The sequence below is a fragment of the Clostridium sp. 2218st1_F5_2218SCRN_220325 genome (assembly GCF_039062665.1).
Taxonomy (GTDB): domain Bacteria; phylum Bacillota; class Clostridia; order Peptostreptococcales; family Peptostreptococcaceae; genus Intestinibacter.
Genome location: NZ_JBCLNH010000005.1, coordinates 128,595 through 151,856, shown reverse-complemented (window position 1 = coordinate 151,856; position 23,262 = coordinate 128,595). Strand labels below are relative to the sequence as shown.

Genomic DNA, 23,262 nt, shown 5'->3' with positions numbered 1-23,262 from the left:
TGTGGAAAAATATGGAAAATAAAAAGTGATTGGTTTATAATTGAACTATATATGATAAATAAGTGTGAGAATATAGTAATTTACAATACGCACTTAAAAAATTTGGGGGTGGTATATGGAAGTACCGAGGGAAGCGTTAGTACTTGCATATAGAAAAAGAGTACTGCATCAATTTGTTATATCAAAAAATAATCTATGCGAGTTCTGACAAAATTTTTATACAGAGTTAGCCCATGTGCTGGCAGATAAAAAATTTAAAGGGGGGAGCGTTGAGATGAAATATTTAAAGAAAACATTATCGTTTGTTTTAGCCTTCGCGATGATGTTTACGATGGTTATTGTGCCGAAGACTAGTGTTTCTGAAGCTGCAGCAAGTGATTATACTTATTTTGATACAACAATGTTTAATTATGATACTGATACATTCAATGCAGCAACTAAGGCATTAGAAAAAAATGGAGACCAAGGTATATACTTTAATACTGGTGGAACAACAACTACTATATCACGTAGAAATATTGCTAATGAAGACTATAATATATGGACTGGACAGCCGGGTAAAAAGGGTAAAGATTATGCATATACAGGTTTAGTTAAATCAGACCTTGATAAATCGGGAAATATACAATTTAACTATCCTCAAGCGGGAATATTTGATACAACTAAAACAACTGGAAAGAACACTTATACAAATGTAAAAATGCCATTTAAGAAAGATAGTGACGGATATTATTACTATGATAGTTATAAATATGATGTAAAATTCCCTAATAATAAACCAGCAAACAATGCTAAGCTTGAAGATGAAGGACTATCAAAACTATCAAGTGATGGAAAAGGAGCTTTTTTACCATTTTCAAAAAATACTTCTGGAAATATAGATAGTAATCCAACATTCCACTTTGGTATGGATATGTCTGTAAAATTCTATATGCCAGAAAATGGTCAAATAACAACATCTGATGGAAGTAAAAAAGATATGACATTTGAATTCTCTGGTGATGATGATGTTTGGGTATTTGTAGATGGTAAATTAGTTTTAGATATTGGTGGTATACATAATGCTATTAAAGGTGATATAAACTTTAATACAGGGGTAGCAACAGTTTATAAGGGACAAACTAATACTGGTGTTAAAACTACTAACATATACACATCTAATGTTCTAGGAACAAACTGGAAAAATGAAACAAATAAAGTTCATACTTTACAAGTTTTTTATCTAGAACGTGGTGAAGGTGAATCTAACTGTAAGATAAAATTCAATCTAGAAATAAAAGATCAACTGCAAGTTACAAAATCTTTAGGAAATAAAGCTGAAGATGATAAGGATTTAAAAGCTTTATTAAGTAATCGATTTAATTTTAAAATATACTCTTCAGAAGATAAAACTAATTACACAGCTTATGCAAACAAAAAATATTATATTTATAAAAATGGTTCCCAAACAGGAACAGGAATAACAGGTACTGATGGTAGTTTCACATTAGGATTCAATGAAACAGCATTATTCGTTGGTTCGGATTTTACTAGTGGTAAAACTTATAAAGTTGAAGAAATTGTAGATGATAATCCAACTTATACTTCGACATGGCAAACATCAAGTAAAATTCCTGGAAGTGAAACAATAGAAGATAAAGGTACAACTGGACAAAAGGATGCCATTATAACAACTGCTAAAAAAGAATCTGACAAAACAGAAGCAGCAAATTATGAGTTTGTATTTACTAATACTTTTAATGCTTCATTAAAAGATGATGTAGTTGTATTAGACTATGGTAAACCAGTGGAAATAGATGTATTATCAAATGATGTATTATATGGTTCTACAAGAAAGGTTAAAAATGTAGTTGGAAGTAACTGTCAAAACGGTACTTTAAAATTAACTGCTGATAATTCTAAAGTAAAATATACTCCTACAAGATATATGAATAGTGTAGATACAGCAAAATATAGTGTATATTTGGATAAAATAGCAAATCCTACTACTGAAACTGCAAATGTAAGTATAATGCCAGCTACATCAGTATATTATGAAGATGATTTTGGAAGTGATGATAATAGTAACCCTAATGTTGCCATAGTTTGGTCAGAAGGTTGGAATACAGATGGAAAATCTCAAAGTGAAACACAAAGTGATAAAAATAGTCAGTATGGATGGGATGATTCATATAAGGATGATACAAGATTTAGTAATGGTTCTGCACATGTTAGTTCTCAAAATTTTGCAACTGCTAAATTTAGATTTACAGGAACAGGCGTTGATGTATATAGTAGAACTAATGAAGGTGTAGGAAAAATAAGTACTTCTCTTAAAAAAGTTACAAAGAATGCAGATGGAACAGAAACTGTAAAAACTATAAAATATAAATCTATTGATAATTTATCTGTATCAGGTGACTATTATCAAATACCAACATTAAACTATGATGATTTAGATTATGGAACATATGAAGTTACAATAAAAGTAATAACTGTAAGTGCTGAAAATAGAGGAACTTACTATTTAGATGGTATAAGAGTATATAATCCATTAGGAAAAGTAGATGCTAACTCAGTAGCTGGAAAAGCATATAAAGAAGCAGGTGAATCTAATGCACAATATATTCAAGTTAGAAAAGATTTATTAGATAGTAGTAAAGTACAAGCTATAGATACAGCTATTAAAGGTTCTTTATTTATTGATAAATCTGAAGAGGGTATAACTGATATAGGAACATATAAAGACTATGGTCCAAAGAATGAAGTATATCTTAAATCATATATAGATAAATCAGATACAACAAAAAATAAAATCCAAGGTGTAGCATTTAACATAAATGGATATAATTCAGACAATAATAAAGTATTTATAGGATTGAAATCACCAACAGGGAAAGAAGTAACAGTAAAAGTTACTAGTGGAGAAAAAACTGAAGAGATAAAATTAAACTCTGCAGCAGACTTATATTATGAAATTACACCAACTGAACAGGGTAATGTAGTAATTGAAAATATGTCAGATAATTTATTATCTATAACAAAAGTTAGAATAACTGGTGAAATTTCAACAACTAATGGATATGCATTAACAAGTACACCGGAATTAATGTCTTATGTAAATACATTTGATGCATTACAAGAAAAACAAGATACAAATCAAAAAGATACAGAAGATACTCTTGATAAAGGTGATGTAGATATAAATAATCCTGGTGACAATGATACTAATAAAGATAATAGCAGCCAAGATAATAATGAACAAACTAAACCTGATAATACTTGGAATAAGATAATGAATAGTATAAAGAGTTGGTTTAGAAAATAATTATTGGAGGTGAAATAATAATGAAAAAAAAATATAGTAAACCTGGAATAATTATTGAAGACTTTGCTATAGCACAAAATATAGCAGAAAATTGTGGTAATGCTGGTTTTGGAGGAAAAAAACATACTTATGCAGATAAATATCATTGTGGATGGCATAATGGTGATTCAACTATATTTGTCTCAGCGCCAGCTTGTAATGATGAGAGAGATCCAGATGTTCCATCTGAAGATTTATGTTACAATACTCCAAGCCCAGGACAAGTTGTTTTTGGTTCTTACTAAAATAAAAATAAATAACAAAAATATATGGTCATGCCTTTGGCATGACCATATTGGTATATAGGAGAGATATGAATAATTACTACTTAAAAATAGCAGATATAAAAATACATGTAAAATCACCTTTTAAAATAAATATAAGTATGGAAAGTGAAGATTTTATTTCAGATTATGAAGATGAAGATATATTATTAGAATATAAAGAAGTAAAAGAAAGTCCCAAAATGGATGGAAAATTAGTATATGAAAATATAGTAAAATTTTATGAAACAAAAGAGGGATTTGTACATGAATTGTATCCAATGCCGGATAAAAATCCATATGCATGGGTTACACCTATAAATAAACATTATTATGAGGTTAGATATCTAGCTGGAGAAGAACGATATATAGATTATTCAAGAAATATAATAGATATTATGAATATCGAACAAGTATTAAATACATTTAATGCATATATCCTACACAGCTCATTCATAAAATATCAAGATAAAGCAATACTATTCACAGCACCATCAGGTACAGGAAAATCAACCCAAGCTGATTTATGGGAAAAATACGAAAATGCCGAAATTATAAATGGTGATAGAAGTGGAATAAGAAAGTTGGATGGAAAATGGACTGCGTATGGGCTTCCTATTGCGGGATCATCTGGCATTTACAAAAATAAAAAAGCTGAAATATCCCACATAATAGTCCTAAAACAAGGCAAAGAAAATAAACTTACAAAATTATCGCAAAGAGAAGCATTCATAAAGCTGTATAGCGAGACACTTGTGCATACTTGGGACAAAAAATTCCAAGAAAACATAATAAATATGATCACAGATGTTGTACAAAACGTACAAATTTATCAATATGAATGTTTGCCAGATAAAAGCGCAGTAGATTTCTTAAAAAATCAGATTATAGAGGATAGAGGTTTATTTATAGAAAATAATGAATGTGAAAAATCTATAAAATAAAATTACGATAATAAACGAAATAAAAAACATGGGATAATTGATTTTAATAAAAAATATAAACCAAAAGAGGGAGAAAATGAAACAGAAATTAATAGAACCTAGAATAACAGAATACCTTCACAGAAAGGCATCAATAACAAAAACACCAATAAGCGGTACGTTTGAACTTTTACCATTATGTAACATGGACTGCAAAATGTGCTACATAAAAATGTCAAAGGAAAAGCAAGAAAGCATTGCAAGGCTTAGAACAAATGAAGAGTGGATTGAACTTGCAAAAAAAGCAAGAGAAAGAGGGATGCTATTTTTACTTTTGACAGGAGGCGAGCCGTTTTTAGTCAAAGATTTTAAAGAACTTTACATAGAACTTCACAAGATGGGATTTTGCATATCTATCAATTCGAATGGAACGATGATAGATGAGGATGTAATTGAGTGGTTAAAACACTACCCACCTATGCGAATTAATATGACGCTTTATGGGGCAAGTGATGAAACTTACGAAAGGCTTTGTAATAATCCAAAGGGATTTACGCAAGTTACAAAAGCACTTTCTTTATTAAAGGAAAATAACATACAAGTTAAGTTAAATTGTAGTGTTACGCCTTATAATAAGGATGATTTGAAACAAATGATGGATTTTGCTGAGGAACATGATTTGGTGATTCAGGCGACTTCTTATATGTTTCCGCCACTTAGAAAAGATCATACAAAAATTGGGCAAAATAATAGATTTACAGCAGAGGAAGCAGTGTTTTATGGAGCTTATATAAACGCGTATAATAATGGTTTTGACAAATTTAAAGAATATGTTGAATCGGGTCAGCTTGCACTTTATGATACTGATGATGATTGTGGCGTTGTAGAAGGAGAACATATGCGTTGCCGAGCTGGAGTTACAAGCTTTTGGATGACTTGGGAAGGAAAGATGCTTCCTTGTGGAATGATTCCTGACGAGGGGCTTAATCCTTGGGAAGTTGGTTTTGATGAGGCTTGGGAAAATACGAAGAAAATAGTTAGCGAGATTACACTTCCTGTTAAGTGTGCAGGTTGTGGTAAAAAGGATGAGTGTAAGGCGTGTGCAGCGATGGTCTACACAGAAACAGGAACTTACGACAAAGTTCCACAATATAGATGTGATATGACAAAATATTATCCAGATGCTTGTAAAAAAGTTTTAAAGGAATTAGAACAACAATTGTAGAATAATTAATAGTACTGTCGATTAATTGCTAATTTATTCGATAGGAAATAAGACAATAAAAATTAATTTTGGGGGCGATTAAATTGAGTAATAACAAAAAAATAAACGGGATAATTATTGGGTTGATTATTCTATTAATAGTTATGATATCAGTTAAATCAGGAAAAGTAAATGTAGCTAGTATTATAAATCCATCGTATAGTGCAGGAGATAGCGCAGATTCTGGAGATGGGACTAATGGAAGTTCTAGCAGAAGTGGAAATTCTGAAGTAGATGGTACAAATAGTGAAAATAAAGGAGACGGCCAAAGTAGTGGAGATAGCCAAAATGGAGGTGATTCAAATTCCTCAGGGGGAGAAAATAGTTCGAGTTCAGATAATAATTCAAATGCAGGCTCAAACTCAGGTTCAAGTAATAATTCTTCATACTCAAAAGATGGAAGTATAACTAACTTCAATAATACTAGCCAAAAAGTATCATCAAATTTTAAACCATCAGATGCTGATATAACTATCCAACGTATAAATGGATATTCAGGAATATATATAGAAGATGGTTCTGACAAAGAGGTAAGCAATGTAGCAGCTATACAAGTTAAAAATAATTCTAAAAAAGCTATAGAGTTTGCACAAATTCAACTTTATAATGGAGATAAAAAATTAGTATTTGATGTAACATCACTACCTGCTAATGCTTCTGCAGTAGTAATGGAAAAAAACAAAGCAACTTTCAACAGCAGTAGTGGAGTGACTTATGGTGGAACAACTGCATCATATGTCAGCTCACTAGAAAAAGTATCTACTGTAAAATGCGAAAAAGTAAGCAACAATGGTATAAAAGTTACAAATAAATCTAAAAAAGATATACCTTGCGTTCGTATATTCTACAAATATAAATCAAGCGAAGGATATTATGTTGGAGGAATTACTTATACTGCTAAAATAGAAAATTTAAAAGCTGGAGAAAGTCAAACCGTTTATCCATCTCACTTTGATTCTGATGGTGGGGAAATAATGATGGTCAAAACTTACACTACTACAGATTAGTAGTGAATGCCCTATGAAATAATTACTAAAAAAATAAAAGCTACCGAATACAAATTGTTGTATTAATTGTGGAGGGAATATGAGATTTAAAAAAGAGTTTATCGAAAGAGAAATAGTTGGAGAAACTGTGCTAATACCAACAGGAGAAACAGCAGCACATTTTAATGGATTGATATCTGTTAATGAATTGGGGAGATTCATATGGGATAACTACGAAAATGCAAAAGATGAAGACGACTTGTTACAAAAGATTTTAGATGAATATGAAGTCGAAAAAGAAGTCGCAAAAGCAGACTTGGATGAGTTTTTACAAACTTTAAAAGATGCTGAAATAATATAAAAAAGCGGGCACGAAAGTGCTCGTTTTTTATAGAAAAATATATAATCAATGTATATTAATTACAAATTAGGGAAATCTACTTATATAGAACATAAGTTCATATAAATCTACATCTTTGTAAATATTGCGCCATGACTACCAAAAAGTGCTAAAATATCTATATACATATAAAACCAAATGGGGGAATCAAATGGAATTTATAAAAAAGGTTATAACAAAAATCAAAGATGGAATGCTACAGGAAATGTACGAAGAGACAAAATGGATGTACACTTATGCAAAAAAATACAAATTTCAAATTGTATTTTACATATGTCTGGGGATAATGACGACGCTTATGGGGCTAGCGTCGAGTGTAGGTTCAAAGTACTTAATCGATGCTGTAACAGGTCAGGACAAAGGCAATATAGCTTTAATTGCAGTTTTTATAATTGCTATGGGACTTTTTAGTATTGGAATTAATGCTGTGACAACTATGATTTCAGCAAAAATTAATATAAAAGTAAATAATGAAATTCAAGCTGAGGTATATGACAAAATCCTCGTGGCTGACTGGATATCTATGAAGGAGTTTCACAGCGGTGATTTACTAAATCGCTTAAACGGTGATGTAAATACTGTAGCCTCTAGTATTTTGAGCTGGATACCGAGTTTGATTACGCGCTCTGTTCAGTTTTTGGGAATCCTTGCGATAATACTTTATTATGATCCAACTATGGCTGTTATTGCGCTTGCCAGTGCACCTGTTATGGTTATAGTATCAAAGACTTTGATGAAAAAAATGAGGGATTATAACAAGAAAATGAGACAAGTTTCAAGTGAAGTTATGTCTTTTAATGAAGAGTCTTTTCAAAATATACAATCAGTAAAGGCATTTGATTTAGTTGAATTTTTTAGTAATAAACTTAGAAATGTCCAACAGAATTATAAAAATGTCTATTTAGATTACAACAAATTCTCTGTTTATACATCATCTTTTATGTCGGTTGTTGGAATGTTTGTGGCTTATGCTTGTTTTGGATGGGGAGTTTATCGACTTTGGACAGGTCACATAACTTTTGGGACGATGACTTTATTTGTTCAATTATCAAGTCAATTATCATCATCATTCAAATCACTTGTAAGTCTTGTTCCATCTGCAATAAGCGCGACGACGTCTGCTGGTAGGATTATGGAGTTTTTCAAAATTAAAAACGAAATAAAACTAGATGAAAAAAAGGTGAGAATGATAGAAAACAACACACAAGGCAAGGGGCTTAGTGTTGAGCTTGAGGATGTTAATTTTAGTTACAATAACACTAAAACTGTATTTAAAAATGCAAATGTAGTGGCAAATCCAGGCGAGATTGTGGCTCTTGTTGGTCCTTCTGGTGAAGGTAAAACTACAATGGTGAGACTTCTTTTGGGGCTTATTAATACTAAATCTGGAGGTGCATTTATAAAAGATATAAACGGTATAAAATGCAAAATTTCAGCATCTACAAGGCGATTTTTCTCTTATGTTCCACAGGGAAATACGATTTTTTCTGGAACAATAGCAGACAATATGCGCATGGTTAAACCAAATGCAACAGATGAAGAAATTATAGAAGCCTTAAAAACAGCTTGTGCATATGACTTTGTAAAAAAACTTCCAAAAGGCATAAACTCCAAAGTAGGTGAGAGGGGTGGTGGATTTTCAGAAGGACAAGCACAACGTATCTCCATTGCAAGGGCGCTTTTAAGAAAATCACCGATACTTTTACTAGACGAGGCGACTTCTGCATTAGACGTATTTACAGAAAGACAAGTCCTTCGCAATATAATGAATAGTGAATATGAAAGAACTTGCATCGTTACAACCCACCGCCCGAGCGTACTAACAATGTGTGACAGAGTTTATAGAATAGATAATGGAGATGTCAGCGATATTGATGAAAGAGAAGTTAATCGTTTAATAAAAGATTTTTAGAATTATATAAATTTAGCTAGTCAGGGGGAATAACTATGGGTAATAAAAAAACTAAGAAAAAACTAAAGATAGTATTGTGTATAATTTGTACACTAATTATAATAGCAATTCCAATTTGTTATTATCTAGTATACATTTCGTACAACCACCTAACAGTAAATTCTTACGATATAAATAGCGACAAAATAAATTCTTCAGTAAAATTCGTAGTAGTAGGGGATTTACACGACAATACTTTTAAAGACGATGACAGAGAATTATTAAAACAAATAAAAGAACAAAATCCAGATTTTATAATAGCAGATGGTGATATTTTAAACGACGATTCTGAAAACAGCGACATTGCAATGAGTTTTATAAAAAGACTTGTAAAGATAGCTCCTGTTTATTATGCTTTGGGAAATCATGAGCTAGAATATATGGAAAATCAACATTCTGAAAAATTATTAGACGAAATAAAAAGCACAGGGGCAACTTTATTAGAAATGGAGTACAAAGATATAAAGGTAAATGGTGTCGATATTCGTATTGGGGGAATGTATGGATATGCGTTTGATCCAAATGGAACAACAAAGCGTGATGATATGGGAGATGGAATATATGACTTTTTGACAGAATTTGAAGATACATCGAGTTATAAAATTATGATGAGTCACAGACCAGATAGTTTTGTATTTGGTGAAGCATCAAAAGCTTGGGATATTGACTTAGTTGTAAGTTCACATGACCATGGTGGACAAGTTATAGTACCATTTTTAGGCGGTCTTTATGGCGGTGATCAAGGTTACTTCCCAGAATACATCCATGGTCTTTATAAAAAGGACAATATGCAATTATTAATTACAAGTGGACTTGGTTCAAATACTCAAAAGCTACCTCGTTTTAATAACGTTCCAGAAATTATGGTTGTGAATTTAAAGAAATAATTATAGTAAATAATTAAAGATAAAAAGATTAAAAAAGTGAGTTGCAAAACTTTAAAACATTTTACAACTCACTTTTTATATAACTAAATTTAAGTATTTTATATAGATAAAGTTATTTATTTTATCCTAATAATTAAGCTTTATTTTACTATCATCTTTTAAATACTCATTATCTTCCATATTAATATCTTCATATATGAAATCGTGAAGTACTCCTGTTGAGTTCACATCATATAACCATACCCAACCTGCGTTTTTATATTTTCCACCTTTTACGTGTTTATCGTCGATTATTGGATATTCTGCTTGTTTGATTTCTTTTGATGTTGCAAAACTATATGAAGTAAATGCAAGGTTTAGCATTTCTCCTACTGTCAAGTTTGTTTTGACATAAGGAAGTAGTGTATTTAGTAGTTTTGGATATTCAGACATTGAAAGGTCCTTTACTCCATCAAACATCCCCGAAATTATTTTACGTTGTCTTCCATCTCTGTATATACCATTATCAAGGTATCTCATACGAGCATAGGCGATTGCTTGGTATCCATTTAATGTGTGTTTTCCGGCTTCATTTATAAGTTGCATTTCACCTTTTTCAGCATAAGTACATGAATTATATGCACCTGGAATACCTTCATTTAAAGATTGAATTTCCCTTTCTTCAATCTCGACGTCTACACCACCAATAACAAATACTATATTCATAAGGTCTTCAAAGTCAACTTGGACAAATTTATCAAGTCCTATTTTAAAGTTCTGTTCTATAGTTTTGAATAATAAATCTTCTTTGCCCCAGAAATAAGCAGCATTAAGTTTTCCTTTTCCATGGCCTGGGATATCTACATATGTATCACGTGCAAGTGATGTAAGTTTTATATCACTGTGAATTGTGTCGATAGTAAGAATCATCATAGCATCTGATCTATATTTATCTTCGTTTTCACGACCATCTGTACCTAATAAAAGTATGTTTGTTATTCCCTCTACTTTTTGGTATTGAGAGTTGTAGTTATCGTCTACATGAGCCGAATTTATTCTAATTAACACAACCCCGAATGTAATTAGTGGAATTAGAATAAGTAAGACTAGCAAGGTTATAGTAACCTTTTTAAAAGTAAAAAAGTTTTTTAATTTACCCAAATATGTGTGCTACTGATAAATATTTTTATCGTAGCGTTTCACCTCCCCTTAAATTTTCATTATATTCATTATATACAACAAGTTAAATTGGTTCAATATGCAAAATTAAAAGAAATATGGAAAATATACAAGAAATTATAAAAAATATACTGTTTAGATAGCTCAAAAGATGTAGATAAATTATAATTAATGTAGTAATTAAAAAGATTTTGCTAACTAAATATAAAAAATAATTCTATACAATATTAATAATAAAAGGGGGAAATATGGAGAAGTTTAATTTACAGTTTTTAGACTTATTAAAGTCATCATTAAATAATGGTACTTATGAAGGCGGATATATTGATTCACAAGATTTGAAACAGATTTATCGTTTATCTGAAATTCATCACGTTTTGCCTATGATATACAGTGCTTTACATAATGAAGAGTGTTTTAAAAATACTGATGAAGAGTTTAAAAGAATGTTTAAGCAAGTGGCCCTTAGGTTAGTTGTATCTCAAATTCAACGCAGCAATAGGTTTTTAGAACTTTATAAAATTTTGCAGAAAGAAAATATAGAAATAATTGTATTTAAAGGTATAATTTTTAGAAATATGTACAATAATCCAGATGATAGGATGTCGTCGGATGAAGATATATTAGTAAAGCAAGAAGACTATGATAGGATTAAGGATATTTTATGTAATGAGGGGCTTGAATTTATTGAAAAAGAGGGAAATGAGTGTGCGTATTTCTGTAAAAAAACAGGCCTTTGTATAGAAGTCAGTACAAGCCTTTTTCCTGTTGAATCAAAGGCTTATGGACATCTAAATAAAGTATTTGAAAATATATTTGAAAATAGTATAAATATAAACATAGACGGCATTGATATCAAAACTTTATCACATGAGCAACATCTTATATATATTGTATTTCACAATATGAAACACTTTTTACATGGAGGTTTCGGCATAAGGCAAGTTGCCGATTTCTCCAAATACATAGAAACTTATAATCAATTTATAAATTGGGAAAAGTTCTGGAGTGATTTAAAAACCTTAAATTACGATACTTTTGCACTAAATTTAATCGATATAAGTTTAAAATATCTCGGATTTGATTATACTAAAGCTATATATCCTGAAGGGGTTAGAGATTTTAACATAATTATAAATTCTAAGGACTACTACATAAATAGTGACGATTTAATTAACGACATATTAAATGCAGGAGTCTTTGGCGGAAGTACAAACGAGAGAAAACATACAGCGCTCATGACTTTAAATGCAGTCGAAGGGCAAAATAACACAAATAGATTTAAGGCGATATTCCCAAATGTAGACTATTTAAAGGGAAGTTATACATATTTACAAAAACATCCGATTCTTCTTCCTATCGCTTGGACACAAAGAATTTTATCTTATTTAAAGAAAAATAAAAACAACACTACATCTTATATAAATACTATGGAATTGGGAAAACAGAGAATAGAGCTATTAAAAGAATATAAAATCATCAAATAAAGTCGAAAATAGTAAATTTAAGAAAAATGTAATATTGTTGTAAGTTGAAAATATACTGGAAATATGGTATTTTTAATCTAGATTTTGACTAAAAATAATAAATAAAAGAGGGAAGAGGTAAAACGCAGAATGGATAAATATATCAGTAATAAGATAAAAAATGTGTCGTTATTCATGACGTTTTTTGTAGTTTTACTACATTCAAACAATCTTGAATCGGCAAAAGACGTAATAAGCGCAAATTCAATAATACAAAACTTTATAGGTCAAGGGATTGTCAGAATTGCCGTTCCTGTATTCTTCTTAATATCAGGATACTTATTCTTCTACAATTTCACACCTACTATGGAAAAATGGAAATACAAATTTAAAAGCAGATTCCATAGTTTATTTATACCATATGTAATTTGGTGTACAGGTTGGTTAGTTATACTATACTTAGTAGAATTAGTACCTGCGGGTAGGGCTTTATTCTCAGACAGAATAATAACAGACTATACTTTAAAGGAATTATTCGTAAATACATACGTATATCCACTACCATACCAATTTTGGTATATAAGATCATTGATGTTAGATGTATTATTAACACCAGTGTTCTACTATATAATTAAATCATTAGGCAAAAAATCACTACCTATATTTATTGTAATTTGGTTCTTATATCCAATATCAGAGATGTTTGGAGGAGTATGGATATTACAAATATTTAATTATCCATTCATGTTATTTGGAATAGGGGCAGCTCTTGCAATAAACAAAGTAGACTTACGCTTTAAATCAGTAACAGAAAATCAAGTTGTAGTAATAGGAATTATATATATATTAGCGTGTGCAGTTAGGGCAGCCCTTATGTACACAGATTTACCATTATTAGATTTAGCAGAGAACGTAGTAATCCTATTTGGTGTTCCGTTTATGTGGTTATTATACGATAGAATGGACAACATAAAAAATAAGAAATTCAAAATGGCTAAATACGGAATATTTATATACTTCTTCCACATACCATTCCAATCTATCCTTAAAAAGATATGGTTTAAAGTTATGCCTATGAGTAATATGAGCAGCTTAATAATATTCTTCGTAGCCCCAGTTATAACAATAACTGTATGTGTACTTGTGGCTATGTTCTTAAGAAGATTTATGTATAGATTCTATGAAATTCTTACAGGAGGAAGATAGATTCTATTAATATGAATATATATAGTACTTCATTTCAACTATTTTGATGTGGAGTACTATTTTTTTATATAAAGTCTATAAATACTGTAGTTTTGTATATTAGTAACTTGATATTAGTTGTATTTATGAATTTATTGTAGATATTTGACATTTTAAGGTGGCTATAAAGATAATTATATCGAATTTTTAATAGAGGTTATTTTATTTTAGTGTCAAATTTGATTAATATAATATTCAAGAGTGCAAGTTATAATCTGTAGATTGATTAGGAGGGGTTGCTGTGAAAAAATTTTTTAACGTTTTTACTATTTTAATAATAGTATTTATATTTAGATCGCCATTAAAAGATATATCTAATAATTTAATAAGTTATGTGCAAGGAAATGTAAACAATATAATAAATAAAATAGATAATGAAGATGAATACATAAATAATTCTGCTATTGGTGATGAAAATAATGTAGAGGAAAGTGTATCAGATTATAATGGTTCAGTTTCATTTGATAATTACTCAACAATAAAGCTAGGAGAAAGTGTTAAAAATGTAATATCTAAAATGGGGGAGCCAAATAAAAAAGAAGGTAGCGAGTATGGTTTTAAATGGTATGTATACAATCAAGATATAGATAAGTTCTGTATGATAGGAATTTCTAAAAATAAAGTCGTAGCATTATTTAGTAATACGATGAATTCATGTGAATCTAATGGTATAAAACTAGGTGACATGGAAAGTAAAGTGAAAAGTGAGCATAAATTACTTGATTATAGACGAATAAAAAACACTAGATATATCTTAAATGAAAAATATTATAATTTGATTAAGACAAAATCAAGTTATATCACAGTTTTTTACGATTCATTTGAAGATAATAAAGTAGTAGGAATACAAATTATAGGCAAAAAGACAGAAGAAAATATGGCTGAAATTTATACATCTGATGAGTTTGTTACTACTAGTTTTGAAAATATAAACAGATATTTGATAAATGAGGAAAGAAGCAGACGAGGACTAAATATGCTTTCATATGATGAAAACGCTACTTTGTGTGCTCGTGCTCACAGCAAAGACATGAGAGACCAAGACTATTTTTCACATACTAACTTAAAAAATCAAAGTCCATTTGATAGGATGATTCAATATGGAATCAACTATCAAGGTGCCGCAGAAAATATCGCAGCTGGACAAACTAGCGCAATCTTCGCTCACTATGCACTTATGAATTCAGAAGGTCACAGAGTTAATATATTGGGAAACTATAGATACATAGGTGTCGGCGTTGTATTCGGTGGAAGCTCAAGCATGTACTTAACACAAAACTTTTATAGATAAGTATATAATTTAGAATGAATATAATTAAAATTCAAATATATGCTTGACATAAATAAACAAATGTGTTAATATAGGATTCGATTAAGTAGACCAGATAATCGCGGGCAGCGCAAGCTGCGTGAGGAAAGTCGGAGCTCCATAGAGCAGGGTGCTAGGTAACGCCTAGTGGGAGTGATCCTAAGGAAAGTGCAACAGAAAATAACCGCCACTTTATGTGGTAAGGATGAAAAGGCGAGGTAAGAGCTCACCGTCGACTAGGTGACTAGTCGAGCCGTGTAAACCCCACCTGGAGCAAGGCCAAGATAGGGCATAAGGGATGTTGCTCGCATCCTCCGGTAGGTAGGCCGCTCGAGCTTATTGGTGACAATAAGCCTAGAAAGATGATTATCAAATACAGAACTCCGCTTATAGATTTGCTTAATTAACCATGAATGTAAAACTGCAATTTTAATAATTGCAGTTTTTTTGTGCAAAAAATAGTATTTTGTAACATAAAACTACATCATAACCGACGTTTAGATATTTAGTAATCTAATTTATTGCGGTTTCATACCAAATGTGATACTTTTATGCAAAAGGGGTAATTATAAATCTGACTGTATAAAGTCCATTGGGGGGAAGACAAATGAATATTTTAGTTACTGGCGGTGCTGGTTACATAGGAAGCCATACTGTCATAGAATTAATCAATGCTGGGTATGAAGTAGTTATTGTCGATAATTTATGCAATAGTAGTTCTATTGTATTGGATAGAATTGAGGAGATTACGGGAAAACGCGTAAAATTTTATGAAATCGACACGAGAGATAGCGAAAAACTTAAAGTAGTATTTGAGGAGAATAAAATCGACGCAGTAATACATTTTGCAGCGCTTAAGGCAGTTGGTGAATCTGTCCAAAAGCCACTAGATTATTACGATAACAATCTTACAAATACTTTAACAGTATTAAAATTAATGAGGGAGTTTGGGGTAGATAAATTTGTATTTAGCTCATCTGCAACTGTTTATGGCAATCCAAAAACTTGTCCAATAAAGGAAGATTTTCCACTTTCAACAACAAATCCTTATGGAACAACAAAATTAATGATAGAAGAGATTCTTAGAGATATCTGCAATGCTAATAAAGATTTTAATGTTGCAATACTTAGATATTTCAATCCAATTGGCGCGCATGAAAGCGGTCTTATAGGAGAGGAACCAAATGGAATTCCAAATAATTTAATGCCTTATATAACTAAGGTAGCAGTTGGTCAGTTAAATCAACTTAGTGTGTTTGGAAATGATTATGATACACACGACGGAACTGGTGTAAGAGATTATATTCATGTTGTCGATTTAGCAAATGGCCATGTCAAGGCACTTGAAAAATTAAACCAAAAGCCAGGATTAGTTACATATAATCTTGGAACAGGAACAGGATACAGCGTTTTAGATTTAGTAAAGGCGTTTGAAAAAGCAAGTAATGTACAAATTCCATATAAAATAGTAGATAGAAGACCTGGAGATATAGCTATGTGTTATGCTAATCCGACAAAGGCTAAAGAAGAATTAGGATGGATTGCAAAATACGATGTAAACAAGATGTGCAGAGATTCTTGGAACTGGCAAAGTAAAAATCCAAACGGATATAAAGATAAAAAACTTCAAACTGCTAAATAAAAATTCTAATATACACAATAATTTTATAATCGATAAATTAAGAAAATTTAAGAAAGCTTTATAATATAATTAATAAAAAATTGACTAAAAGTATGATATATAATATATATGGCTTTTAGTCAATTTGCGTTTATAATAAAAATTTTTAGCTACAATAGGAGGAAACGTGGAGTATTTAAGAATTTTAATTTTATCAATGATACCAGTAACAGAGCTTAGAGGAGCTATACCGATTGGGATGGCGCTAGATTTAAATCCAATTGGAGTTTATATAGCGAGTGTTGCTGGATCGACATTAGTTTCAGTGCCTTTAGTCTTGACTTATAGGCATATTGTACAATTTATGAGGGATAAAAAAATTTTCGTAAAATTGTTAAATAAAATAGATCAAAAAATAGAAAATAGTATGAAAAAAATGAAGGCAGCATCTTTGCTTGGAATAATATTATTTGTCGGGATACCACTTCCAACAACGGGGACTTGGACGGCTGCGGCGATTGCATCAATTCTTAGAATGAGGATAGTAGAGGCGTTTGCAGGTGTTTTCATAGGAAACTGCTTATCGGGAATTATAGTTTCATTAATCTCTTATCACATAATTTAACAAAAAATGGTAACAAAATCTTAACCTATTTTCGTAGAGAAAAATAAGGTAAAATATGGTAAAAGGTGCTAATATATTTGTAGAGAGGGGGTAAGAGTATGAAGAAAGCATTCAAGAAAATTTTCATTGTACTTTTTACAGTAGTAGTTATATTAGTTGGTACAGCACCAATAAGTAGTGCAGAATCAAAATATCTTATAGTTGTAAATTCAAAGAAAAATACGTTGAATTATTACGTTAATTATACTCTAGTAAGATCATTTAGATGTTCTACAGGAAAACTTAGCACTCCGACACCACAATGTAAAACAACAATAGTAAATAAAATAAAAAACAGACCATATTATCAAACTCATATTCCAGGGGGAGCACCAAACAATCCTTTGGGAAAAAGATGGATGGGGCTAAATATCAACGGAACTTATGGAACTACTTACGCTATTCATGGGAATAATAATGAATCATCAATAGGTAAAAATATAACTGGAGGATGCGTAAGAATGCACAATAGCGAGGTTGAGTGGTTATTTGACCAAGTCCCAGTTGGAACAACAGTATTAATCAAAAATACTAGTGAATCAGATAATTATATAATGAAATACTATAATATGGGAACATTAAAAGCTACTTGGTACACAGAAAACAAGAAAACATATTATAAAAATCCAGATGGTACATTAGCTAAAGGATGGCAAACAATCGATGGAAATAAATATTATTTCGGAGCAACTACAGGAAAATTATATAAAGGTTGGGCAAACATCAATGGAAGTAAATACTACTTCGGCACAAACGGAGTAAAAGTAACTGGATGGCAAACAATTGACGGCAAGAAGTACTATTTCGGAACAACTACCGGAAAATTATATACAGGATGGAGCCAAATCGGTTCAAACACTTACTACTTCAGCAAAACATCAGGTAAATTATATACAGGATGGAGCAAGATAGGTGGCAAGACTTATTACTTAGGTTCAAATGGTGCTAAACAAACTGGCTGGGTTATAGTAGACGGAGAAAAATACTATCTAGGTACAGATGGAGTTAGACGTACAGGATGGCAAACAATCGGTCAACATAAATACTACTTCGGCAAGAAAACTGGTAAGTTATGCACTGGCTGGGCTCAAATTGGAAACAAAAAATACTATCTAGGTGACGATGGTGTTATGGTTACTGGAAAACAAACAATTGACGGTGTTGTATATGAATTTGATGCAAATGGAGTATTAATCCAAGGTTCAGAAAGTAATTCTACTAATAAACCAAGTCAAAACACTACTAAACCAGAAAATAACCAACCAAGCCCAGATAATAATCAAAATAAAGAAGACAATACGCCAAATCAAGATAATACAAATGGCGATGTGAAAAATGAAGATAACTCTTCAAAAGAAGATAATTCTTCACAACAAGAAAACGTAGAACAAATGCAAAGCGAGATTGCAAACTAAAATAGAACAAATACAAAGTAAAATTACAAACCAAGCAAAGGATTGTAGTTTATGCTTTAAAATACGAATATAATTATTTTTGTTATAAATACTGCTTAACGTAAAACAAACCTACATTAGGCAGTATTTTTTTAATTGTAAGTAAATTGTAAGGTTTTATCCGCCCTACTTAATTGAAATTTAAAATTTATTGTTCTATAATAAATTAAGTAACACGAACTATTTCAATGTATTGAGTATAAAAATAAGACAATTTCAATTTAGGGGGGGAATGTTGTGAAGAAATTAAACGAAATATTTAAGTTAGACAAAAGGACAATACATCAAATTTTATTATGGTTAATCGGAGGATTAGTACTAGTATTTGCAACTGAATTTCTACTAAGAGGCAGTTTTGAAGATGTAATAACATTGATAAAAGAAAAGCCAGGAGTAGTTTTGGCTAATTATCTTCTAATACTTATGTTGACATCTATATTCTTCTTAGTAAAAAGAAAATATATGGTATATTTTATTTCCTTTATGGTAATATTAGGAGTAGCAATTACGACTTTCTTCTTAATGAAAGTTAGAGGTATCCCGCTTACTTTCTCTGATTTATACTCTATTGGAGAAGCTATGGAAATAGCCGATAAATACATAAACAAAACTATGATAATAATAGCAGTGATATGTTTAGCATTCTTAATAGCAGTTGCAGTATTTTTATATAAATTAGACTGTGATACAAAAAGATTTAAATTAATCAACTTTGTACTTATATTTATAGTATCAATAGGATTTTTCTCAACAGTAAGATCTCAACAATCAAAAAATATAATGCAATTTAAAAGATGGGACATACCTGCATCATATAAATGCAACGGTCTGACTTATTCAACTGTAGAGTCATGCGTTAAATACATCAGAAAAAAACCAAACGACTACTCACAAGCTAAGATACAAGAAATTAAAGACAAGGTGGACAAGGCTGAAGCAAGCGACAACAGAACACTAAACAACAAAAAGCCAAACATACTATTTGTTCAGCTTGAGGCGTTTATGGATCCTACTGAAGTAAAGGGAATCAAATACAGCGAAGACCCAATACCAAACTTCAGAAAGTTAACACAGACATTTACTCATGGGATGGCAAGTGCTCCGACAACAGGAGGAGGAACAGTAAGAACAGAGTTTGAAGTTATGACAGGAAACAACATCGACTACCTTACACCTGGAGAAATCCCATACAACACAATACTTAAGAGTAAATACTATAACTCTGTAGCAACAACACTAAAATCAGAAGGATACAAAGCTCATGCAGTCCACAACTTCCAAGGTAACTTCTACGGAAGAAACAACGCTTATGCAAAACTTGGATTTGACGATTTTACATCAAAAGAATACATGAGCAACTACGAATTAAACGAAAGAGAATGGGTAAAAGACGTAATCTTAACTAAATATATCGAAAAGGCATTAGATTCTACAAAAGACTCAGACTTGGTATATACAGTCAGCGTTCAAGGTCACAGTAGTTATCCTACAGATGCTGAAAACTACGACTTCCCAATAAAAGTATCAGGTACATTAGACCAAAAAGTTCTAAACCAAATGTACTACTATGTCAACCAAATAAAAGGAACTGACGACTTTATTGGAGAACTAGTAGATATGGTAAACAAAAGAGACGAAGACACAATAATCTTATTCTACTCTGACCATATGCCAAAGCTTAAAATATTTGAAGATGACGATTTTTATTTAGATAAATACAAAGCCCCATTTGCATTTTATGCTAACTTCGACATAGAAAAATACGATATAGATGAAATAGAATCTTATGAATTAAGTTCATTAATGTTTAAAGAAGCAGGGTTAAAATACGGTCCAATGGAGAGATTCAACACATATATGAAAGATGATCCAGAATTCTCAAAAATGCAAGACCTTATAGAATACGATGTTTTATTCGGAAAATCATACTACATAAATGATGACGAAAAAGCAAAGAAAAACACTCTTAAAATGGGAGTAGAAGACATCGTAATCAACAATATCGAAACTAAAGGAAATAAAATGATTATACATGGAGAAAACTTCACTACAAACAGTAGAGTTTACCTAAACGACAAACAAGTCGATAAAAAATTCATAGACGAAAATACTTTAGAAGTCGATAAAATAGACAACTTAGACACAATATCAATAAAACAAATTGGACGTAATAGTGTAGTACTTAGTTCGACACAAGATTTCAAATACAGCGATTTACAAGCTAGCAAATAATTTTATAAAATAAATTAGCAAGTAAGTCACAAATTATCAAATAAACTGATTATAAGCTATGAAACAGGTTTAGTAAAATTTATAAAATAAGCTGATTATAACTTATAAACATAAGTGGGGGATATAAAAATACTTAGAGATTTTTATATCCCCTTTATTTGTTTAAATTAACTTAATATTAATTTGCTAAATTATAAATTTAAAACAAACATTATTAGGAGGTGGGGCTGATGTCTAGGACTGCGAAGAATGCAGTTATAATTATGGTGGCGACTTTGTTATCTAGAGTACTTGGATTTTTAAGAGAGACAATACTTGCGAATTTCTACGGAACAAGTATGGTTGCGGACGTATTTGTACTTACTCTAAATATCCCAGGGCTTATTATATCTATTGTCGGTTCTGTAATTTACATGATGTACATACCGATGTACTACGACACGAAAGAGCGTCTCGGCGAAGAGGAATCGCTTAAATTTACAAATAATATACTAAATATTTTATCAGTATTTTCAATAATAGTTTCAATCTTAGGGATAATTTTTGCATCCGAAATAATCAAAATCTTTGCGATTGGATTTACTGGAGAAAAATTCGCACTAGCAGTAAAATTCTTGCGTATTATGATGTTTGGTGTATTATTCTTATCTTTAAACAAGATTCAGTCATCCTTCTTACAAGTGAAGGACAGCTATTTGCCAGCGTCAATTGTAGGCGTTGTCTACAACTTAATCATAATAGGCGCGATATTTATAAGTGTAAAATACGGAAGTTATTACTTGGCGATTGGAGCATTAGTAGGTCTTTTTGTCCAAGTTATCATACTACTTCCTTGCATGTATAAAAGAGGATATAAATACAGCTTTTATATGAATATAAAAGACGAATCCATCATCAAAATGATTAAATTAAGTATACCTATGATGATGGGGGTTGCGATGAGTCAGCTTAATGTATATGTCGATAAGGCGCTTGCGAGTACTTTAGGTGATGGTAAATTATCAGCTCTTAACTACGCATCAAGACTTAACGACTTTGTCGTTGCTATTTTCGTAACATCTTTAATTACTGTTATTTATCCGAAATTATCTCAGTTTGTAAACGAAAAAGACATAACAAACTTCAAAAAGATAATGGTTAAATCGAGTAACTGCATAATCTTAGTCGTTGTACCGATAGTATTCGGAGCGATATTATTAGCAGAGCCGATCGTAAGAGTTTTATTAGAAAGAGGAAGTTTCAGCCACGAATCAACTCTTATGACTTCAAACGCACTTAGATTTTATGCAATAGGTATAATCGGATATGCAGTAAAAGAAATACTGAGCAGAGGGTTTTACTCATTGGGAGACACAAAAACGCCAATGATAAATTCATCAATCGCTGTAATTATAAATATAATACTAGACTTATTATTTATAAAACCATTTAGTTATATGGGGCTTGCGATGGCGACAAGTATCTCATACATGGTTACAGTAGTTCTGATGTTCTTCAGCCTTAGAAAAAAGGTCGGCTCATTTAACGGTAGAGCAGTAGCACAAGTTCTTATAAAATCTATAATTGCATCAATTGCTATGTCGATAGTAGTATTATTTACTTACGACGCTTTAGTTACAATGTTAGGATTATCGTTTATAGGAGAATGTGCGTCTTTAGGTGGAGCGATTTTATTAGGAGTTGTAGTATATGCAATTTGTATAAAATTATTTAAAGTAGAAGAAATTAAAGTTTTAGAAGGAAGTATAAAAAACTTCTTCTCTAGATAAACTATATTAGTTTTAATAAATTACTTTGATAGTGACGATTTTGATTTGGAAAAGTAAGAATCATACCCCTAAACAGCCAAAAACTTAGTTTTAAATTTGTGTATGTAAATTTATTAAAAAATAAAATGAATTTAACTTAAAATAAATTTAAAATCGAATAAATTTGGTTTCTACTTTAAATTAAAAAGAAAAAGTAGAATAAAACATGTAAAAAAATTTACCAAAAAAGCCAAAAACTAACTATAAATTACCTGGCTTTGTAGAAAAAAGTTTTGAAGTATGTTAGAATAAATAGGAAATAAAATTTATAATATTAGGGGGTGA

At 30.9% G+C, this 23,262-nt stretch carries 17 protein-coding genes and 1 other RNA gene; 17 read left to right on the top strand and 1 reads right to left on the bottom strand.

What is annotated here, in order from left to right; translation table 11 throughout:
- The first annotated feature begins 274 nt into the window (after positions 1–274).
- From ABCM86_RS04970 to ABCM86_RS04935, 8 genes are all read left to right on the top strand, one after another.
- The gene (locus tag ABCM86_RS04970; RefSeq protein ID WP_343003621.1) at positions 275–3,307 is read left to right on the top strand and encodes a fibro-slime domain-containing protein; all 3,033 of its coding nucleotides are present in this window, start codon (positions 275–277) and stop codon (positions 3,305–3,307) included.
- A gap of 20 nt (positions 3,308–3,327) precedes the next feature.
- On the top strand, positions 3,328–3,591 hold the full coding sequence (locus tag ABCM86_RS04965) for a hypothetical protein (RefSeq protein ID WP_343003620.1): 264 nt from the start codon (positions 3,328–3,330) through the stop codon (positions 3,589–3,591).
- 68 nt (positions 3,592–3,659) lie between these two features.
- On the top strand, positions 3,660–4,553 hold the full coding sequence (locus ABCM86_RS04960; RefSeq protein ID WP_343003619.1) for a hypothetical protein: 894 nt from the start codon (positions 3,660–3,662) through the stop codon (positions 4,551–4,553).
- 76 nt (positions 4,554–4,629) lie between these two features.
- Complete coding sequence (locus ABCM86_RS04955; RefSeq protein ID WP_343003618.1) at positions 4,630–5,757, top strand: radical SAM protein; 1,128 nt, start codon at positions 4,630–4,632, stop codon at positions 5,755–5,757.
- Positions 5,758–5,840: 83 nt separating this feature from the next.
- Positions 5,841–6,803, top strand: a complete 963-nt coding sequence (locus ABCM86_RS04950) for a hypothetical protein (protein WP_343003617.1) — start codon at positions 5,841–5,843, stop codon at positions 6,801–6,803.
- Positions 6,804–6,882: 79 nt separating this feature from the next.
- A complete protein-coding gene (locus ABCM86_RS04945; protein ID WP_295575803.1) occupies positions 6,883–7,143 on the top strand; it encodes a PqqD family protein in 261 nt (86 codons plus the stop codon).
- Positions 7,144–7,333: 190 nt separating this feature from the next.
- Positions 7,334–9,094 (top strand): ABC transporter ATP-binding protein, encoded by a 1,761-nt coding sequence (locus ABCM86_RS04940; protein ID WP_343003616.1) that lies wholly within the window; start codon positions 7,334–7,336, stop codon positions 9,092–9,094.
- A gap of 35 nt (positions 9,095–9,129) precedes the next feature.
- Positions 9,130–10,020 carry a metallophosphoesterase gene (locus tag ABCM86_RS04935; protein WP_343003615.1) on the top strand — a complete coding sequence of 297 codons (891 nt, stop codon included), beginning with the start codon at positions 9,130–9,132 and terminating at the stop codon, positions 10,018–10,020.
- Positions 10,021–10,146: 126 nt separating this feature from the next.
- Here ABCM86_RS04935 and ABCM86_RS04930 read toward each other — a convergent pair whose 3' ends face one another.
- Positions 10,147–11,067 (bottom strand): LCP family protein, encoded by a 921-nt coding sequence (locus tag ABCM86_RS04930; RefSeq protein WP_343003614.1) that lies wholly within the window; start codon positions 11,065–11,067, stop codon positions 10,147–10,149.
- Positions 11,068–11,426: 359 nt separating this feature from the next.
- Between ABCM86_RS04930 and ABCM86_RS04925 the strand changes: the two genes are divergently transcribed.
- The 9 genes from ABCM86_RS04925 (at position 11,427) to murJ (ending at position 22,938) form a co-directional block, all read left to right on the top strand.
- Positions 11,427–12,665 carry a nucleotidyltransferase family protein gene (locus ABCM86_RS04925; RefSeq protein WP_343003613.1) on the top strand — a complete coding sequence of 413 codons (1,239 nt, stop codon included), beginning with the start codon at positions 11,427–11,429 and terminating at the stop codon, positions 12,663–12,665.
- A gap of 129 nt (positions 12,666–12,794) precedes the next feature.
- Positions 12,795–13,850 (top strand): acyltransferase, encoded by a 1,056-nt coding sequence (locus ABCM86_RS04920; RefSeq protein WP_295778989.1) that lies wholly within the window; start codon positions 12,795–12,797, stop codon positions 13,848–13,850.
- A gap of 280 nt (positions 13,851–14,130) precedes the next feature.
- Entirely contained in the window at positions 14,131–15,180 is a 1,050-nt protein-coding gene (locus ABCM86_RS04915) for a CAP-associated domain-containing protein (protein WP_343003612.1), read from the top strand.
- A gap of 82 nt (positions 15,181–15,262) precedes the next feature.
- An RNA gene (gene rnpB, locus ABCM86_RS04910) (RNase P RNA component class A) lies at positions 15,263–15,604 on the top strand.
- Between the two features lie 201 nt (positions 15,605–15,805).
- Positions 15,806–16,840, top strand: coding sequence for a UDP-glucose 4-epimerase GalE (galE, locus tag ABCM86_RS04905; protein WP_343003611.1), 1,035 nt, complete (start codon positions 15,806–15,808; stop codon positions 16,838–16,840).
- Between the two features lie 166 nt (positions 16,841–17,006).
- Positions 17,007–17,444 carry a small multi-drug export protein gene (locus ABCM86_RS04900; RefSeq protein ID WP_295677328.1) on the top strand — a complete coding sequence of 146 codons (438 nt, stop codon included), beginning with the start codon at positions 17,007–17,009 and terminating at the stop codon, positions 17,442–17,444.
- A gap of 98 nt (positions 17,445–17,542) precedes the next feature.
- The gene (locus ABCM86_RS04895; protein WP_343003610.1) at positions 17,543–18,898 is read left to right on the top strand and encodes a L,D-transpeptidase family protein; all 1,356 of its coding nucleotides are present in this window, start codon (positions 17,543–17,545) and stop codon (positions 18,896–18,898) included.
- Between the two features lie 276 nt (positions 18,899–19,174).
- Positions 19,175–21,169, top strand: a complete 1,995-nt coding sequence (locus tag ABCM86_RS04890) for a sulfatase-like hydrolase/transferase (protein WP_295733851.1) — start codon at positions 19,175–19,177, stop codon at positions 21,167–21,169.
- Positions 21,170–21,399: 230 nt separating this feature from the next.
- Positions 21,400–22,938, top strand: coding sequence for a murein biosynthesis integral membrane protein MurJ (gene murJ / locus ABCM86_RS04885; protein WP_295677338.1), 1,539 nt, complete (start codon positions 21,400–21,402; stop codon positions 22,936–22,938).
- Positions 22,939–23,262 lie beyond the last annotated feature (324 nt).

Bases quoted from the DNA above. Each gene is read 5' to 3' on its own strand.
- ABCM86_RS04955 (WP_343003618.1), top strand. From the start codon at position 4,630: ATGAAACAGAAATTAATAGAACCTAGAATAACAGAATACCTTCACAGA.
- ABCM86_RS04960 (WP_343003619.1), top strand. From the start codon at position 3,660: ATGAATAATTACTACTTAAAAATAGCAGATATAAAAATACATGTAAAA.
- ABCM86_RS04970 (WP_343003621.1), top strand. From the start codon at position 275: ATGAAATATTTAAAGAAAACATTATCGTTTGTTTTAGCCTTCGCGATG.
- ABCM86_RS04940 (WP_343003616.1), top strand. From the start codon at position 7,334: ATGGAATTTATAAAAAAGGTTATAACAAAAATCAAAGATGGAATGCTA.
- galE (WP_343003611.1), top strand. From the start codon at position 15,806: ATGAATATTTTAGTTACTGGCGGTGCTGGTTACATAGGAAGCCATACT.
- ABCM86_RS04935 (WP_343003615.1), top strand. From the start codon at position 9,130: ATGGGTAATAAAAAAACTAAGAAAAAACTAAAGATAGTATTGTGTATA.
- ABCM86_RS04925 (WP_343003613.1), top strand. From the start codon at position 11,427: ATGGAGAAGTTTAATTTACAGTTTTTAGACTTATTAAAGTCATCATTA.
- ABCM86_RS04895 (WP_343003610.1), top strand. From the start codon at position 17,543: ATGAAGAAAGCATTCAAGAAAATTTTCATTGTACTTTTTACAGTAGTA.
- ABCM86_RS04945 (WP_295575803.1), top strand. From the start codon at position 6,883: ATGAGATTTAAAAAAGAGTTTATCGAAAGAGAAATAGTTGGAGAAACT.
- ABCM86_RS04965 (WP_343003620.1), top strand. From the start codon at position 3,328: ATGAAAAAAAAATATAGTAAACCTGGAATAATTATTGAAGACTTTGCT.
- ABCM86_RS04920 (WP_295778989.1), top strand. From the start codon at position 12,795: ATGGATAAATATATCAGTAATAAGATAAAAAATGTGTCGTTATTCATG.
- murJ (WP_295677338.1), top strand. From the start codon at position 21,400: ATGTCTAGGACTGCGAAGAATGCAGTTATAATTATGGTGGCGACTTTG.